At 67.7% G+C, this 16,566-nt stretch carries 16 protein-coding genes and 1 riboswitch; of the genes, 3 read left to right on the top strand and 13 right to left on the bottom strand.

Annotated elements, in window-relative coordinates:
* Positions 1–68 precede the first annotated feature (68 nt).
* The 3 genes from OG538_RS26700 to OG538_RS26690 all read right to left on the bottom strand — a co-directional run bounded on the left by OG538_RS26700 (position 69) and on the right by OG538_RS26690 (position 3,021).
* Entirely contained in the window at positions 69–1,094 is a 1,026-nt protein-coding gene (locus OG538_RS26700) for an NlpC/P60 family protein (protein WP_406097733.1), read from the bottom strand.
* Between the two features lie 285 nt (positions 1,095–1,379).
* A complete protein-coding gene (locus tag OG538_RS26695) occupies positions 1,380–2,741 on the bottom strand; it encodes an NYN domain-containing protein (RefSeq protein ID WP_406100313.1) in 1,362 nt (453 codons plus the stop codon).
* A 37-nt stretch (positions 2,742–2,778) separates the two neighbouring features.
* Complete coding sequence (locus OG538_RS26690; protein WP_014156692.1) at positions 2,779–3,021, bottom strand: hypothetical protein; 243 nt, start codon at positions 3,019–3,021, stop codon at positions 2,779–2,781.
* A gap of 161 nt (positions 3,022–3,182) precedes the next feature.
* On the opposite strand from OG538_RS26690, the gene OG538_RS26685 reads away from it, so the two are divergent.
* Positions 3,183–3,920: a rhomboid family intramembrane serine protease gene (locus OG538_RS26685; RefSeq protein ID WP_406097731.1), complete on the top strand. Its 738-nt coding sequence runs from the start codon at positions 3,183–3,185 to the stop codon at positions 3,918–3,920.
* Positions 3,917–4,198, top strand: a complete 282-nt coding sequence (locus OG538_RS26680; RefSeq protein ID WP_136328375.1) for an Lrp/AsnC family transcriptional regulator — start codon at positions 3,917–3,919, stop codon at positions 4,196–4,198. Before OG538_RS26685 ends, OG538_RS26680 begins: the two co-directional genes overlap by 4 nt.
* Before the next feature lie 65 nt (positions 4,199–4,263).
* Here the strand turns inward: OG538_RS26680 and OG538_RS26675 are convergent, their stop codons facing one another.
* From OG538_RS26675 to OG538_RS26650, 6 genes are all read right to left on the bottom strand, one after another.
* Entirely contained in the window at positions 4,264–5,640 is a 1,377-nt protein-coding gene (locus tag OG538_RS26675; RefSeq protein ID WP_406097729.1) for an aminotransferase class V-fold PLP-dependent enzyme, read from the bottom strand.
* Between the two features lie 173 nt (positions 5,641–5,813).
* A riboswitch (SAM riboswitch) is annotated at positions 5,814–5,931 on the bottom strand.
* Positions 5,932–6,016: 85 nt separating this feature from the next.
* Complete coding sequence (gene trpD / locus OG538_RS26670; protein WP_406097727.1) at positions 6,017–7,081, bottom strand: anthranilate phosphoribosyltransferase; 1,065 nt, start codon at positions 7,079–7,081, stop codon at positions 6,017–6,019.
* A 123-nt stretch (positions 7,082–7,204) separates the two neighbouring features.
* The gene (locus tag OG538_RS26665; protein ID WP_406097725.1) at positions 7,205–8,830 is read right to left on the bottom strand and encodes a cytochrome bc complex cytochrome b subunit; all 1,626 of its coding nucleotides are present in this window, start codon (positions 8,828–8,830) and stop codon (positions 7,205–7,207) included.
* Positions 8,827–9,879, bottom strand: coding sequence for a Rieske 2Fe-2S domain-containing protein (locus tag OG538_RS26660; RefSeq protein ID WP_406097723.1), 1,053 nt, complete (start codon positions 9,877–9,879; stop codon positions 8,827–8,829). The genes OG538_RS26665 and OG538_RS26660 overlap by 4 nt, the downstream gene beginning before the upstream one ends.
* Positions 9,876–10,685, bottom strand: a complete 810-nt coding sequence (locus OG538_RS26655) for a c-type cytochrome (protein ID WP_406097721.1) — start codon at positions 10,683–10,685, stop codon at positions 9,876–9,878. Before OG538_RS26655 ends, OG538_RS26660 begins: the two co-directional genes overlap by 4 nt.
* A gap of 56 nt (positions 10,686–10,741) precedes the next feature.
* Positions 10,742–11,362 carry a heme-copper oxidase subunit III gene (locus OG538_RS26650; RefSeq protein ID WP_148017685.1) on the bottom strand — a complete coding sequence of 207 codons (621 nt, stop codon included), beginning with the start codon at positions 11,360–11,362 and terminating at the stop codon, positions 10,742–10,744.
* 187 nt (positions 11,363–11,549) lie between these two features.
* Between OG538_RS26650 and OG538_RS26645 the strand changes: the two genes are divergently transcribed.
* Positions 11,550–11,951 (top strand): hypothetical protein, encoded by a 402-nt coding sequence (locus OG538_RS26645; RefSeq protein ID WP_351394862.1) that lies wholly within the window; start codon positions 11,550–11,552, stop codon positions 11,949–11,951.
* A 46-nt stretch (positions 11,952–11,997) separates the two neighbouring features.
* On the opposite strand, the gene OG538_RS26640 is transcribed toward OG538_RS26645, so the two are convergent.
* The 4 genes from OG538_RS26640 to coxB all read right to left on the bottom strand — a co-directional run bounded on the left by OG538_RS26640 (position 11,998) and on the right by coxB (position 16,467).
* Positions 11,998–13,254: an Ig-like domain-containing protein gene (locus OG538_RS26640; RefSeq protein WP_406097719.1), complete on the bottom strand. Its 1,257-nt coding sequence runs from the start codon at positions 13,252–13,254 to the stop codon at positions 11,998–12,000.
* Between the two features lie 122 nt (positions 13,255–13,376).
* The gene (locus OG538_RS26635) at positions 13,377–13,775 is read right to left on the bottom strand and encodes a cytochrome c oxidase subunit 4 (protein ID WP_406097717.1); all 399 of its coding nucleotides are present in this window, start codon (positions 13,773–13,775) and stop codon (positions 13,377–13,379) included.
* Complete coding sequence (gene ctaD / locus OG538_RS26630) at positions 13,772–15,508, bottom strand: cytochrome c oxidase subunit I (protein WP_406097715.1); 1,737 nt, start codon at positions 15,506–15,508, stop codon at positions 13,772–13,774. The genes OG538_RS26635 and ctaD overlap by 4 nt, the downstream gene beginning before the upstream one ends.
* Positions 15,505–16,467: a cytochrome c oxidase subunit II gene (gene coxB, locus OG538_RS26625; RefSeq protein ID WP_406097713.1), complete on the bottom strand. Its 963-nt coding sequence runs from the start codon at positions 16,465–16,467 to the stop codon at positions 15,505–15,507. Before coxB ends, ctaD begins: the two co-directional genes overlap by 4 nt.
* Between the last annotated feature and the right edge of the window lie 99 nt (positions 16,468–16,566).

The following is a 16,566-nucleotide window of genomic DNA, read 5'->3' as shown; positions in this document are numbered from 1 at the left end:
GGTGACCTGTGGTCTCCGGCGGGGCGGCTGTCAGTACGGGGCGCGGGAATTCGCCCGTTCGGGCGTGGTCAGATGCGCACCGCGCCGTAGAAGCTGCCGATGGTGCTCATCGACTCGTAACGGACGAACGTCCCCGAGCGCGGGGCGTGCAGCACGGTGTTGTTGCCTGCGTAGAGGCCCACGTGCTGGTTGCCGTTGAAGAAGACGAGGTCGCCCGGCCTCAGCTGGCTCATCCCGATCCGGGTGCCCTGATTGATCTGGGTGTACGTGGTGCGGGTGATGTTGGCACCGGCCTGGGCGTAGGCCCACATCGTCAGGCCCGAGCAGTCGTAGGAGTTGGGACCGGCCTGAGCGGGGGAATAGGGCTTGCCGATCTGGGTGGCGGCTGCCTGGAGCGCGGCGGCACCCAGCCCCGAGGCGGGGGCCTCGTTGCCGAGGTCGATCCGCTCACTGGCGGCACGGCTGGCGCGCTGGTCGTCCGCCCGCATCTTGTCGCGCTCGGCCTGGGTGAGGGTGTTGAGCAGCTGGCGCGCCTCGGTGAGCTTGCCCTGCTGCTTCTTCTTCTTCTCACCGAGCGTCTTGCGGACGTCCGCGAGGTCGGCCAGCTTGTCCTGGGCCTCCTTGCGCTCCTGCGCGAGGGACCGCTGCTTCTCCTGGATCTTCGCCAGCGACTCTGCCTGCTTGGCCGTCAACTGGTCGAGCGCGGAGGCCTGGTCCAGGAAGCTGTCCGGGTCCGAGGCGAGGAAGAGCTGGACGGAGGGGTCGATGCCTCCGGAGCGGTACTGCGCGGCGGCGAGGGAACCGAGGCCGGAGCGGAGGTTGTTGAGCTCCTGCTGACCGCGGGCGACCTTGTCCTGGATCGCGTCGATCTGCTTCTGGAGCTTGTCCTGCTTCTCCTTGGCCAGGCTGAACTGCTCGGTGGCCTTCTCCGCCTCTTCGTAGAGCTTGTCGACCTTCTCCTTGACCTCGCTCTTGGTCGGCTTCGGGTCGGCGTGGGCGGCCTGGGAGGTCAGGGCCACTGCCGCGGCGGCAGTCACGCCGAGCACGGTCACGCGAGCGCGGCTCGGTTGCTTGGGACGACGGTGGGACCCCACGAAGGCGAGCTCCTTCTTCCTTGAGCCGCCTACCGGGTTACGGGGGACGGTGAATCCCCAGCTCCGTGCACGTCACGGCCTCGGCGGTTCCTTCACTGCCACCCCGGATGGGTGATCAACCGTGCGAAGGTTCGAGGCCCGACCTTAGTGACCATCCTGTGATCAGTTCAAATCCTCACAGGAAAAATCTCGCACCAGGAGGTACTTCTTTACTCACATCACACTGGGTGTAGCGGTGACTTGACGGTCCGTTCCCCGATATCCGTCCAGATGCGACAAGAAACGCTAGACGCGCGAAAGCCGCTTCAGGAGCAACAGGGACGCAACGGGCCTGGCCCCCGCCTTCGCCACCCCGTCGGCCACTTCACGGTCGGTGGAGACCACCACGACGGGCCGTCCGGGCGGTTCGGCACGGGCCAGTTGACGGATGACCTCGTCCGCCGTGACCCCCGGCTTGCTGAACAGCACCCGCACCCCGCGCGGTGGCGCGAGCAGGACCGGCGCGGCCAGTTCGGCCCCGTCGAAGACACAGGTCATCTCGGCACCCGTCTGGGCCGCGAGCACCGACAGGCCGCCCAGCAGGCGCAGTCGCTGCTTCTCCAGCGGCATCTGCGGATAGCCGGTCTTGGTGACGTTGTAGCCGTCCACGATCAGATGGGCCTGCGGCAGTGCGAGCAGCTGGTCGAGCAGTGCCGGATCGGTCTCCGAAAGGGCCCTGGCGGCAATGTCCTTCGGCGACATCCGTCCGGGCTCGACCGCGTCCACGCTGTCCGCGGGACGCATCGAGGAGGGCGGCAGCGCCAGTTCGCGCCGCAGCCCGCCGGCCGCTTCGAGCACGGTGTCGAGCAGCAGCCGCAGCCGCATGTCCTCGACCGAGCGCCCCTCCCTGGCTGCCCTGCGGCCCGCCTCGACGGACGCCTCCGCCTCGCTGAGCCTCGTCCGCAGCCGCCGCGTCTCGCTCTCGGCCGCGGAGACCTGGGCGGCCGCCTCGGCCCGCAGGGCATCGCTCTCGGCCCTGCCCCGGCGCAGCGCCGCCTCGCCGCGCTTCACCTCGTTGGCCGCGCTGCGCAGCTTGCGCTGGAGCGAGTCGGCCTCCTTGCGGGCGGCGTCCAGTTCGGCGCGGAGCCGTTCGGTCTCGCTCTTCGTCTGGGCGCGGGCCCTGGTGAGCTCCTCCCGCAGCCGTTCCAGTTCGAGCCGGACCTCCTCGTCGGCCCGCTCGGCACCGGCCCGCTCGGCCTCCTCGCCGGCGGCGGCCACCAGCTTGACCCAGCCGGCCGGGCGCAGCACATAGGCCGCGGCGGCCACGTCGACGGGATCCGCGGCGGCGGGCGGAGACCCCGCCACCAGCGCGCCGGCCAGCTCCGACTGTGTCTCCTTCAGCCGCTCCCCGATGCGGCGGCGGAAGGCCGCGTCGCCCTCCAGGGCGGCCGCCATCGCGTTCCCCGCGAACTTGGCCCGACGGGACGGCGTGAAGCGGGCGTACTGTCGGAGCTGGGCCGGGAGTTCGGTGACCGTGAGGCCGCCGAAAGCATCCGCGACCAGCGCGATGACCCGACGCCGCACACCTTCGGGCAGCGGGCGGTCGAGCGCCTCCACGGCGTCGTCGGCCGCGTCGGCCGACGTGGCGCCGCCATCGGGCTGCTCCACCATCCGTCACCTCATCATTTATGTGCGCACGGCCCCGTCAGGAGTCTGCACCCGGCCTGTCGACTAGTTCGATCTGGTCCACCGCGTTGCACCAACGACAGCGCACCGACTCGATGGTCTCACTGACCACCTCGCGTTCCTCGACGCTGGACTCACCGGCCAGGTCGAGGTGAACGTACTCGACGACCTTGGACGATCGCGTCACGTCGAACCTCGTCAGATTTCCGCAGAGCGTGCAGCGCCAGCGGGTCCCGTCGGTCGGCTGGGGAACCGTCGTCATCGTTGCGTCCTCTTTCGTCGAGCCGTGAGCTGCCGGACAAGGATCTCGCGGTGCGCCGTCGAACTGCGGATGTCCTGCGGTCAACCCTACGGCCTCGGTGCTTCCCACCGGCACGGCGAGGCGGTCTGTCCCGTTCCCTCCGCTTGCGTCATGCTCTGTTCATGATCGATCGGCGGGCTGCGGCCGGCAGAATCCTGCGGGCGGCCACCTCGGGCGGGCCGCCGGTGACGTACGCCCTCATCGCCCTGTGCTGCGTGGTCTTCGTGATCAGCCCGCTGTCGGGGTTCAACCCGGTCTACGGCACCGCGGATGCCCTGCTCGCCGCACAGGCCGGGTACTTCGAGCGCTGGGGCGTGATCCCGAGCGAGCTGTGGGACGGCTCGGCGCACGCCGTCCTCACCCCGCTCACCGCACTGTTCGTGCACGGCAGCTGGCTGCACCTGCTCGGCAACATACTGTTCCTCTACGTGTTCGGGGCGATGGCCGAGGAGCGCATGGGCCACACCGAATTCGCGCTCTTCTACATCGGCTGCGGCTATCTGGCCCTGCTCGCCTACGCGGCCGCACACTCCACCTCCGACCAGACGCTCGTCGGCGCGTCGGGGGCGATCTCGGCGGTCCTGGGAGCGTTCCTCTACCTCTTCCCCCGGGCCCGGGTCACCAGCCTGTTCCCCTTCCTGCTGTTCCTGCCCCTGCGCTTCCCCGCGTGGATCGTGCTGGTCTTCTGGTTCGTCCTGCAGTGGCTGGCCGCGGAGGGCGCCGGCAGCGGCCCCGGGGTGGCCTACCTCGCCCATGTGGTCGGCTTCGCCACCGGGTTCCTCTATGCCTGGGGACGCTATCGGCGTGAGGCTAGAGTGAAGTCTCCAGCCACGGCGACCGAGGGAGAAAGCAAGCCGTGATCACCGCGATCGTGCTCATCAAAACCAGCGTGGACCGGATTCCCGAGATCGCCGAGGCCATCGCCGCGCTGGACAGCGTCAGCGAGGTCTTCTCGGTCACCGGTACGTACGACCTGATCGCCATGGTCCGGGTGTCCAAGCACGACGATCTCGCCGATGTCATCCCCGGCCGGATCAGCAAGATCCCCGGCGTCGAGGGAACCGACACGCACGTGGCGTTCCGTACGTACTCGCAGCACGACCTGGAGGCGGCCTTCGCCATCGGTCTGGACGCGTAACCGCGTCAGCACGTGGGGCCGGGTACGGACAGCCGTCCGTACCCGGCCCCACGTGCTGACGGGACTCAGACCTGAGCGGCACCCCTGTCCGGGACGCAACGGCCGTCCTCGGTGCGGTACTTCCACTGGGCGCCCTCGCTCACGAGCTCCTTGACCGCCCGCAGGAAGCGCTCGATGTGCTCGTCCGGCGTACCGGCGCCGAAGCTGACCCGGATCGCGTTGAGCGACTTCTGGCCCGGCTCCGCCTCGGGCGCGCCGCACTCCCCGATGTCCTGCGGGTCACTGCCGAGCAGGGTGCGCACGAGGGGGTGGGCGCAGAAGAGTCCGTCGCGCACCCCGATGCCGTACTCGGCGGAGAGCGCTGCGGCGAAGTGCGAGCTGTTCCAGCCCTCCACCACGAACGAGATGACGCCGACCCTCGGGGCGTCGTCGCCGAACAGCGACAGCACCTTGACCGCGGGGACCTCGGCGAGGCCCGCGCGGACCGCGGTGACGAGCTGCTGCTCCCGGGCGACCAGGCTGTCGAACCCCGCCTCGGTGAGCGCCTTGCAGGCGGAGGCGATGGAGTAGACGCCGATGACGTTGGGTGAGCCGGCCTCGTGGCGGGCGGCGGTGGTGTGCCATTCGACGTCCACCCCGCCGTCGGCGCGCCGGGCCACCTGGCGGGACGCGCCGCCGCCGGCCAGGTACGGCTCGGCATCGCGCAGCCAGTCGGAGCGGCCGGCGAGGACCCCGGAGCCGAAGGGTGCGTACAGCTTGTGACCGGAGAAGGCGACCCAGTCGACGTCCAGCTCGTCGATGTCGACGGGGTGGTGCGGGGCGAGCTGGGCGGCGTCCAGCACGATCCGGGCGCCATGGGCATGCGCGGCGGCCGCGAGCTCCTTGACGGGCCACAACTCGCCGGTGACGTTGGAGGCGCCGGTGACACAGACCAGGGCGGGACCGTAGGGGTCGCGGACGGCGAGCGCCCGCTCCAGGGTCTCGACGGCCTGGGCCGGGGTGCGCGGCGCGTTCAGGTACGTCACGCGGGCGTCACGCCAGGGCAGCAGCGAGGCGTGGTGCTCTGTCTCGAAGACGAACACCTGGCAGTCGGCGGGCAGCGCGGCGGCGAGCAGGTTGAGCGAGTCGGTGGTGGACCGGGTGAAGACCACCTGGTCATCGGCGCGGCAGCCGAGGAACTCCGCGACGGTCACGCGGCTGCTCTCGAAGAGGTCCGTGGAGAGCTGCGAGAGGTAGCCGGCGCCGCGGTGGACACTGCCGTAGTACGGCGCGTACGCGGCCACGTCGTCCCACACCCTCTGCAGGGCCGGGGCGCTGGCGGCGTAGTCCAGCGCGGCGTAGGTGACCTCTCCGCCGGTGACCAGCGGAACCGTCACATCCTTGCCCAGAACCGGCAGCGGGGCACAAATCGACTGGTCGGTGGCAGCAGTGAGGACAGACATGACGAACTCCCGTAACAGGCAGGCGAATTCCGCGTGCCTGCGGATACGCGGCAGCACGGAGGGAAGAAAGAAGGTGTGCGGAGAAGGGCCGAAAAGCCCTATCGCATTCGCTTGCTCACAAGAGGCTCCCTGAGGACCAGGACCCCACGGGTGGACATCTCACGACGTCGAGGGGTCCGCGCTTGCCGCAGACCTCGCTGCCTGCGGCCTGGTCTTCACCCGGGGCACCCCGCCACGGACGGAGGGTTGCCGGACAGCGGGCCGGGGCCGTAGTCGCTGTCACTCATGACCTGCCCAGCATCCTGCCATACGCACGGAATCGCGCAAGGCGCAGTCCATGATCTGGACTGCGCCCCGTCTCGCACCCGACGCCCCCTCAGGCGTTGCTGGCCACGACCCATCTCTCCAGGGCCCGGCCCGCCGCGCCCGAGTCGATGGACTCGGCGGCCTTCGCGATCCCCGCGGCGAGCTGCTCGGCGAGCGTCCCCCGGCCCGGGTCCAGCGCAACCAGCGCCGCCGCCGAGTTGAGCAGGACGGCGTCCCGCACGGGGCCCGTCTCCCCGGCCAGCAGGCGGCGGGCCACATCGGCGTTGTACGACGCGTCGGCGCCCCGCAGCGCCTCCACCGGCACCAGGTCGATTCCGACGTCGCGCGGGTCGAAGGCCTCCTCGCGCACCGCACCGTCCCTGGCGATCCAGACCCGGGAGGTCGCGGTGGTGGTCAGCTCGTCCAGGCCGTCGTCGCCGCGGAAGACCAGGGCGGAGTTGCCGCGCTCGGCGAGGACCCCCGCGACGATGGGTGCCATCCGGAGGTCGGCCACACCGATCGCCTGCGAGCGCACCTTGGCCGGGTTGGTGAGCGGGCCGAGGATGTTGAACGTGGTCGGCGCGCCGAGCTCCGCCCGGGCCTTCGCCGCGTACCTCAGAGCGGGGTGGAACTTCACGGCGAAGCAGAACGTGATGCCCGCCTCCTCCGCCACCTCCACCACGCGCTGCGGGGGCAGCTCCAGATTGACGCCGAGCTTCCCCAGGACGTCGGAGGAACCGCTCGCCGACGACGAGGCGCGGTTGCCGTGCTTGACGACCTTGGCGCCGGTCCCCGCCACGACGATCGCCGACATGGTCGAGATGTTGACCGTCTTGGCCATGTCGCCGCCGGTGCCCACGATGTCGACCGTGCGGCCGGGCACATGGATGGTCGTGGCGTGCTCGTACATCGCACGGACCAGACCGGAGACCTCCGTGACGGTCTCGCCCTTGGCTCGCAGCGCCACCGCGAAGCCGGCGATCTGCACATCGGTCGCCTCACCGCTCATGATGCGGTCCATCGCCCAGGCGGTGTCGTCCGCGGTCAGGTCCTGGCCGCGGAGCAGAGGGGTCAGCACGCCGGGCCAGGAACGAGCCGCCACGCTGTCGCCGCCTGCCGGGGTCACAACGTTCATGGTCCGCTCCTGGGGTCCACAGCCGATAAGGGGGATGGGGCCACCCTATCGAGCCCCACGGACAGCGAAGAGCCCCGTCCATCGAATGGACGGGGCTCCTGCTGTGGCGATCAGTTCAGGTGATCAGTGGTGGCCGTGGCCGCTGGTGATCTCCTTGTACTCCTCCGCGGTGGGCTTGGCGATCTGGTTGTTCTCGCCGTAGTACGCGTGGCTGAGCTTGGCCCGCAGCTTCTGCACCGCGGACACCTTGCGCTCGACGCCGTTCTCGTCGACCGTCGGGCCGATCTCGACCGGCTTGTACTGCTCGTGCGCGGTGAGCGTGTGCAGCTGCTCCGGTCCGAGCGGCTCGTGGACCTCGACGAACTCACCGTGCGGGAGGCGCTTGATGAGACCGGACTCGCGCCCGTGCAGCACCTTCTCCTTGTCGCGGCGCTGAAGGCCGAGGCAGATCCGGCGGGTGACGATGAACGCCAGGACGGGTCCGACGAAGAAGGCGATACGGACGAACCAGCTGATCGAGTTGAGCGACAGGCTGAAGTGCGTAGCCCAGATGTCGTTGCCGCCGCCGATCAGCATGACGAAGTAGATCGTCACCCAGGCGACGCCGAGCGCGGTGCGGGTCGGGGCGTTGCGCGGCTTGTCCAGGATGTGGTGCTCGCGCTTGTCCCCGGTGATCCAGGACTCGATGAACGGGTACAGCGCCAGCGCCGCGAGGATCACGCCGAACAGGACCAGCGGGATGAGCACACCCAGGACCAGCGTGTGGCCCCAGAGGTTGATCTCCCAGCCCGGCATCACACGGACGAAGCCTTCGGCGAAGCCCATGTACCAGTCCGGCTGGGCGCCCGTGGACACCTGGTCCGGCCGGTACGGGCCGATCGCCCAGATCGGGTTGATCGAGGCGATGGCCGCGATGATGGCGATGAAGCCGAAGACCAGGAAGAAGAAGCCGCCGGCCTTGGCCATGTACACGGGCAGCAGGGGCATGCCGACGACGTTCTTGTTCGTGCGACCGGGACCCGCGAACTGCGTGTGCTTGTGGTAGAAGACCAGGATGAGGTGGCCGACCAGCAGCCCGAGCATGATGCCCGGCAGCAGCAGGATGTGGATCGAGTAGAACCTGGCGACGATGTCGTCGCCGGGGAACTCGCCGCCGAACAGGAACATCGAGATGTACGTACCGACGACGGGCATCGACAGGATCGCGCCCTGGGTGAAGCGCACACCCGTACCGGACAGCAGGTCGTCCGGGAGCGAGTAACCGGTGAAGCCGGTGAACATGCCCAGGACGAACAGCAGGAAGCCGAACAGCCAGTTGATCTCGCGCGGCTTGCGGTACGCACCGGTGAAGAACACCCGGAACATGTGCACGAACATGCCGGCGAGGAAGATCACCGCTGCCCAGTGGTGGATCTGCCGGACCAGCAGACCACCGCGGACGTCGAAGCTGATGTCGAGCGTCGAGGCGTAGGCCTCGGACATCCGGATGCCCTGCATGGGCTCGTACGGGCCGTGGTAGACGACCTCGTTCATGCTCGGGTGGAAGAACAGCGTCAGATACACACCCGTGAGGATGATGATGATGAAGCTGTAGAGGCAGATCTCCCCGAGCATGAAGGACCAGTGGTCCGGGAAGATCTTCCGCATGTTGGACTTGGCGAGGGAGTAGATCCCCAGCCGGCCGTCCGCCCAGTCGGCCACCCGCTCACCGGCGGGCGCCTTGCGGTTCGTATCGGTCGCAGTACTCATCCGCGCTCCCAGAATGCAGGACCGACGGGCTCTTCGAAGTCACCGAGCGCCTCGAGGTTGCCCTCGCTGTTCACGCCGATCCGCAGCTGCGGAAGGGCGTGACCGGCCGGACCGAAGATGACGCGGGCGCCGTCGGAGAGGTCGAAGGTTGACTGGTGGCACGGGCAGAGCACGTGGTGCGTCTGCTGCTCGTACAGGCTGATCGGGCAGCCGACGTGGGTGCAGATCTTCGAGAAGGCCACGATCCCCTCGTGCGCCCACTCACGCTCGCGCTTGTCCTTGATGTTCTCCGGCTCGATGCGGATGATCATCAGTGCGGCCTTGGCGATCTGCGTCTGGAAGTCGTGCGCGTCCTCCTCCAGGCCCTCGGGCATGGCGAAGGTGAGCGAACCGACGACGACGTCCTCGGGACGCAGCGGCTCCATGGTGTTCATGTTGACCAGCTGCTTGCCCTTGGCCCACAGGGTGTTGCGGAGCTTCTTCTCCGGCAGCGGACCCAGGTCGCGCAGCAGCACGACGCCGGAGAGCGGCACCAGGGCCAGCGCGCCGAACATGGTGTTGCGGATCAGCTTGCGCCGCCCCAGCACGGACTCCTCGGCACCGGCCTTGAAGTCGGCGAGGACCTTGGCCTTCACCTCGGGCTCGGCCTCGATGGGGTGCCGGTCGTCGGCGACCTCGACGTCGGACATCAGCGTGCGCGCCCAGTGGACCGCGCCCGCGCCGATCAGGAAGAGCGCCAGGCCCAGGGTCAGCCCCAGGGAGAAGTTGAGCGCGCTGACATGACCGAACGGGAAGATGAAGACGATCTTGTCGACCGGGAAGATGACGTAGGAGGCGATGAAGCCGACCGTCGCCAGCATGGAAAGCGTGAACATGAGCGCGACCGTGCGCTCGGACCGGTTGGCGGCCCGTTCGTCGATGTCCTGGATGCGCGGCCTGTGGGCCGGCAGCCCCGGATCGGCGAACGGGTCGTGCGCCTTGTCTACCGCGTCGTGCGCGGGGCCCTGCTCTGCGGGCAGGTTCTCTTCTGGCATCTCTTGGCTACTCATGACTTCTTGGCCTTAGCGGTGTGGGCCGCGACCCAGACGGCAACGGCGATCAGACCACCCAGCCCGAAGATCCAGCCGAACAGGCCCTCGCTGACCGGACCGAGACCACCGAGCTTGAGGCCGCCGGGGGACTCGGACTGGGCGCCGTTCACGGTCTTGACGTACGCGATGATGTCCCGCTTCTGCTGCTCGGGCATCGTCGAGTCGGGGAAGGACGGCATGCTCTGCGGGCCGGTCTGCATGGCCTCGTAGATGTGCTTCGGGTCCACGCCTTCGAGGCTGGGGGCGTACTTGCCGTTCGTCAGGGCACCACCCTCACCTGTGAAGTTGTGGCACTGGGCGCAGTTGGTACGGAACAGATCGCCGCCCTTGGCCACGTCCGCGCCCTCGGGGCTGACCTGGCTCTTGGTCGGGACGATCGGACCGGCGCCGAGCGACGCGACGTACGCCGCGAGCTGGTCGATCTCGGCCTGGGTGTAGATGACCTTCTTCTTCGGTACCTGGGCGCCCGGCTGCTGTGCCGGCATACGGCCCGTACCGACCTGGAAGTCCACGGCGGCGGAGCCCACGCCGACAAGCTGGGGCCCGTCGGTGGAGCCCTGACCGCCGGTTCCGTGGCAGCTGGCGCAACCGACGGAGTACAGCTTCTTGCCCTCGTCGATGGCGAGGGACTGGGCGGTTTCGTCGGCCTGCGCCTTACTCGCGGGCGCAAACGCGGCGTACAGCCCCCCAGTAGCCGCAAGCGCGAGGAGTAGTACGACGACCGCCGCCAACGGATGGCGTCGTCGTGCGGAGAGCTTTTTCACGGATTACCCCGGTGTCAGGATCTTCTGCGTCGATGATGGATCGGGTACGAGCCCGGTTACTTGATCATGTAGATCGTGGCGAACAGGCCGATCCACACGACATCGACGAAGTGCCAGTAATAGGACACGACGATGGCTGCGGTCGCCTGCTCATGGGTGAACCTCTTGGCTGCGTATGTCCTGCCCAGAACGAGCAGGAAGGCGATGAGACCGCCTGTCACGTGCAGACCGTGGAAGCCGGTGGTCAGGTAGAACACCGAGCCGTACGGATCCGAGGACAGCGAGAGGCCGTCCTTCTTCACCAGCTCCGTGTACTCGAAGACCTGGCCTCCGATGAAGATCGAACCCATCACGAAAGTGATCACGAACCAGGCGCGGAGCTTCTTCACATCGCCCCGCTCCGCGGCGAAGACGCCGAGCTGGCAGGTGAGTGAGGAGAGCACCAGGATCGTGGTGTTCGTCGCCGAGAACGGGAAGTTCAGGGCTGACGCCATTTCCTTCCAGTGTTCCGCTCCGGTCACCGATCGCAGGGTGAAGTACATCGCGAAGAGGGCCGCGAAGAACATCAGCTCGGAACTCAACCAGATGATGGTTCCGACGCTGGTGAGGTTCGGCCGATTGACCGACGGGTGCGCGTGCCCGGTTTCTACTGTCGTTGCTGTCGCCACGACCGACATTATGTCGGTCGCTTATCCCGCCCTCACTCCGGGGGGTGCCGTTCGGTGTGTCAGAGGGGTGTGTCCTCCCCGAACGGCCCATGGATCCGCTGTCCCGGGCGGTGCTGACAGGCTGTCGGTCGGAGTACGATCCGCGCATCGGTCCATGCCCCGACAGCCCCGAAGACACAGACGTCACGGAGGAACAATGCAGCCGACTGCCACGGTCCTGGTCTACAGCGACAACGCACACACCCGTGAGCAGGTGAGGCTGGCAGCCGGGCGCAGGCCTGCCGCGGACGTACCGCAGGTCGAGTTCCTGGAGTGCGCGACCCTGCCCGCCGTCCTGGACGCCCTGGAGCACGGAGGCGTGGACGTCTGCGTGTTGGACGGCGAGACGGCGCCCGCAGGCGGCATGGGCGTGTGCCGGCAGATCAAGGACGAGATCTTCCGCTGCCCGCCGGTGCTGCTGTTGATGGGCCGCCCCCAGGACGCCTGGCTGGCCACCTGGAGCCGCGCGGACGCCGCGGTGACCCTCCCGGTCGAGCCGGTCGAGTTCGCGGACGCCCTGGCCGCCCTGCTGCGCAGCAGGCTCTCCGTGGGGGCCTGAGGCCCCGGCTTCCCGCCGTAGCTCCGAGGGCCGGCGCACCCGGCCGTCAGACCTTGGGGCGCAGTCGTGCCGCCCGGACCGTGTCGACGCGGTCCGGCGTGGCGTCGTTGCTCAGGGCGCTGCCCTTCTGCCACTTGGCCCAGGACAGGTTCCAGTCGCCGTAGCCGTTGTCGAACGGCGTCATGGTCTCGCCCTCACTGCCGACGACCGTGACGATGTCACCCTCCCGGACGGTGTTGAAGAACCACTCGGCTTCGCTGGTGCTCATGCCGGTGCAGCCGTGGCTGACGTTCGCGTAGCCCTGTGATCCGGTGGACCACGGGGCCGCGTGCACGTATTCGCCGCTCCAGGTGACCCGCGTCGCGTAGTAGACCGGCAGGTCGTACGAGTCGTCCGAGCCCTCGGCGATCCCGATGGACTCCCCGCGCATACGTACGTAGTACTCCTTGCCCAGCACGACCTTGACGCCGTTGCGGGTGGAGAAGCCGGGCTTGCCCGTGGTCACCGGAATGGTGTTGATCACTTCTCCGTTGCGCTTGACCGTCATGGAGTGCTCGGAGGCGTCGGTGATGGCCTCGATACGGTCCCCGGTAGTGATCTTCAGCGCCTTCGTGGGAGCGCCGTACAGCGCCTTGGTCACCTTGATGCCCGTCAGGTCGCTGCTGACCTCGATGGTGGCCTTGGCCGGCCAGTAGTCCCGCGGCCTGTAGTGCAGTGTCTTGTCGTCGACCCAGTACCAGGAACCCGTCACGGCAGGCGTGGAGCGCACCTTCAGGGCGCGTTCCACGGTGGCTCGGGAGGCTTTGTCGGAGACCGGGGCGCTGAGTACCGCCGTGACGGGCTGTCCGACGCCGTAGGTGCCCGCCTGAGGGCCGAAGGTGACCTTCAGGAGGTTCTTGGCCGCGGCGGTCGCGAAGGAGAGCGTACGGATGCCCGGGGCGCCGTCGTCGTCCTCCATGCTGACCTTGACGGTGTAACGGGTTCCGGCGGCGAGCGGGGCGGTGGAGTGCCATCGGTGCCCGTCGGCGGCGAGCTCGCCCGCCAGGTGGCGTCCTTCGGTGTCCACGGCCGTCACATCGGTGATCCGGCCGTCGTCACCGTCGACGCTGACTTCCAGAGGTTTGTCCGGGTCGACCTTCTCGCCGCCGTCGGGGGCGTTGACGGAGATCTCGTCCGCCGCGTCGTACGGCGGTGCCGAGAGCGGATGGCCGTCGGACTCCCCGCAGGCGGCCGCCCCTGCGACCAGGGTCGCGGCCAGCAGAGCACTGCTCATGACGGGACGGATACGCGGCGTGTGGTTCATGAACCCACGCTAAGAAGATTCATCCGTTTCAGCGCGCCGGGTGACTGCAAACGGGGGGCCCGCACTTCTCCCGGAAGTGCGGGCCCCCCGTCAGGTGGAGCGGTGTCACGGGTGGAGCGGTGTCACTGGGTGCGGTTCTCACCGCGGTAGTACTCGAAGACCCAGCCGAACAGACCGATCAGAAGCATCGGGGCCGAGAAGTAGAGCAGCCACCAGCCGAAGACGACTCCCATGAAGGCGAAGATGCCACCGATCGCCAGCGAGAGCGGCTGCCAGCTGTGCGGGGAGAAGAACCCCACTTCGCCGGCCTCGTCCGCCACATCGGCTTCCTTGTTGTCCTGCGCCAGTGCGTCGACCCGCCGGGCCGTGAAGGCCAGGTAGAAGCCGATCATGACGCTCAGCCCGAAGGCCAGGACGAGTGCGGTGGTGCCGACCGGCTCCTTGGACCACACGCCGTAGGTGATGGCGATGACGAGGATGAACAGCGCCAGACCGAGGAACATCTTGCCCTGGATCTTCACTTGCCCGCCTCCTTGCCGCCGGCGAGGGCCTTGTCACCCTCGGAGAGGTGATCCAGCTGCTCGAGCGCCGTGATCTCCGGGTGGTGCAGGTCGAACGCCGGGGATTCGGAACGGATCCGGGGCAGCGTGAGGAAGTTGTGCCGCGGCGGCGGGCACGAGGTCGCCCACTCCAGCGAACGGCCGTAACCCCACGGGTCGTCGACCTCGACCTTCTTGCCGTACTTGGCGGTCTTCCAGACGTTGTAGAAGAACGGCAGGATCGACAGTCCGAGCAGGAACGAGGAGATCGTCGAGATCGTGTTCAGCGCGGTGAATCCGTCCGCGGCCAGGTAGTCCGCGTAACGACGCGGCATGCCCTCGGCGCCCAGCCAGTGCTGCACCAGGAACGTGCCGTGGAAGCCGATGAACAGCGTCCAGAAGGTGATCTTGCCGAGCCGCTCGTCGAGCATCTTGCCGGTGAACTTCGGCCACCAGAAGTGGAATCCGGAGAACATCGCGAACACCACGGTGCCGAAGACGACGTAGTGGAAGTGCGCGACCACGAAGTACGAGTCCGAGACGTGGAAGTCCATCGGCGGCGAGGCCAGGATGACGCCGGTCAGACCACCGAAGGTGAAGGTGATCAGGAATCCGACCGCCCAGAGCATCGGTGTCTCGAAGGACAACGAGCCCTTCCACATCGTGCCGATCCAGTTGAAGAACTTCACCCCGGTCGGGACCGCGATGAGGAACGTCATGAAGGAGAAGAACGGCAGGAGCACACCGCCGGTGACGTACATGTGGTGCGCCCACACGGTCACCGAGAGACCCGCGATGGAGATCGTCGCGGCCACGAGGCCGATGTAACCGAACATCGGCTTGCGACTGAACACCGGGATCACTTCCGAAATGATCCCGAAGAAGGGCAAGGCGATGATGTACACCTCTGGATGGCCGAAGAACCAGAAGAGGTGTTGCCACAGCAACGCGCCGCCGTTGGACGCGTCGAAGACATGCGCACCGAATTTACGGTCCGCCTCCAGCGCGAAGAGCGCCGCCGCGAGCACCGGGAAGGCCAGCAGGACCAGGACACCGGTCAGCAGGACGTTCCAGACGAAGATCGGCATGCGGAACATCGTCATGCCGGGCGCGCGCATGCAGATGATCGTGGTGATGAAGTTGACCGAACCGAGGATCGTGCCGAAGCCGGAGAAGGCCAGACCCATGATCCACATGTCGGCGCCGACACCCGGCGAACGGACCGCGTCCGACAGCGGGGAGTAGGCGAACCAGCCGAAGTCGGCGGCGCCCTGCGGGGTGAGGAAACCTGCCACCGCGAGGAGCGAGCCGAAGAGGTACAGCCAGTACGCGAACATGTTCAGCCGCGGGAACGCCACGTCGGGCGCGCCGATCTGCAGCGGCATGATCCAGTTCGCGAATCCGGCGAACAGCGGCGTCGCGAACATCAGCAGCATGATCGTGCCGTGCATCGTGAACGCCTGGTTGAACTGCTCGTTCGACATGATCTGCGTGCCCGGACGGGCCAGCTCGGCGCGCATGAAGAGCGCCATCAGTCCACCGATGCAGAAGAACGCGAACGATGTGACCAGGTACATCGTGCCGATCGTCTTGTGGTCAGTGGTGGTCAGCCACTTGATGACGACGTTTCCCGGCTGCTTGCGCCGGACCGGCAGCTCGTCCTCGTACGAGTCGTCTGCTGCCGCGGCACCCTGAGGTTCATTGAGGATGCTCACAGTTTGTTCGTCTCCGCATTCCTGGCCGGGTCAGTCTGCTCGATACCGGCCGGCACGTAGCCCGTCTGGCCCTTCTTCGCCAGCTCCTTCAGATGCGCCTGATAGCGCTCCGGGGAGACGACCTTGACGTTGAAGAGCATCCGGGAGTGGTCGACGCCGCAGAGCTCGGCGCACTTGCCCATGAAGGTGCCCTCCTGGTTGGGAGTCACCTCGAAAGCGTTGGTGTGGCCCGGAATGACGTCCTGCTTCATGAGGAACGGCACCACCCAGAAGGAGTGGATGACGTCACGCGAAGTCAGGATGAAGCGGACCTTCTCACCCTTGGGCAGCCACAGGGTCGGGCCGGGGTTGCCGGTCTGCGGGTTCCGGGTCCCCGGAACGCCGACGTCGTAGACGCCGTCCGCACCCTTGGGGAACTGGTCACGGAACCTGTTCGGGATGGCGTCGAGCTCCTTGGGGACCTCGTTGCCCGTGGCGGCGGAGCCGTCCACGTTCTCGATGTAGTTGAAGCCCCAGCTCCACTGGTAGCCGACCACGTTGATGGTGTGGGCCGGCTTCGGGGAGAGCGTGAGGAGCTTCGTCTCGTCTCGCGCGGTGAAGTAGAACAACACCGAGACGATGATCAGAGGGACCACGGTGTACAGCGCCTCGATGGGCATGTTGTACCGGGTCTGCGGAGGTACCTCCACCTTGGTGCGGCTGCGCCGGTGGAAGATGACACTCCACAGGATCAGGCCCCAGACCAGCACGCCCGTGGCGAGCGCTGCCGCCCACGAGCCCTGCCAGAGGGAAAGGATCCGTGGGGCCTCTTCCGTTACCGGCGTAGGCATACCAAGGCGGGGGAAGTCCTTGTATGTGCAACCGGTTGCGGTCGCCAGGATCAGGCCCGCAGTCAGCACCTGCGGCAGCTTCCGCCGCATCGGGCGCCGCGACGAGCGGTCGGAGCCGTTGGGACTCACGTAGCGCCTTCCCGAGAGTCTCGCCCGCACGGTCGGCGCGCCCGTCTCGCTGGTCGGTCGCCGGCCCTGACGCGGGCAGGGGTTTGGATGTTTATGCGG

The sequence above is a fragment of the Streptomyces sp. NBC_01013 genome, assembly GCF_045162765.1.
Classification (GTDB): Bacteria; Actinomycetota; Actinomycetes; order Streptomycetales; family Streptomycetaceae; genus Streptomyces.
The sequence above is the reverse complement of the archived record's forward strand: the minus strand, read 5'-3'. Positions and strand labels throughout refer to the sequence as shown.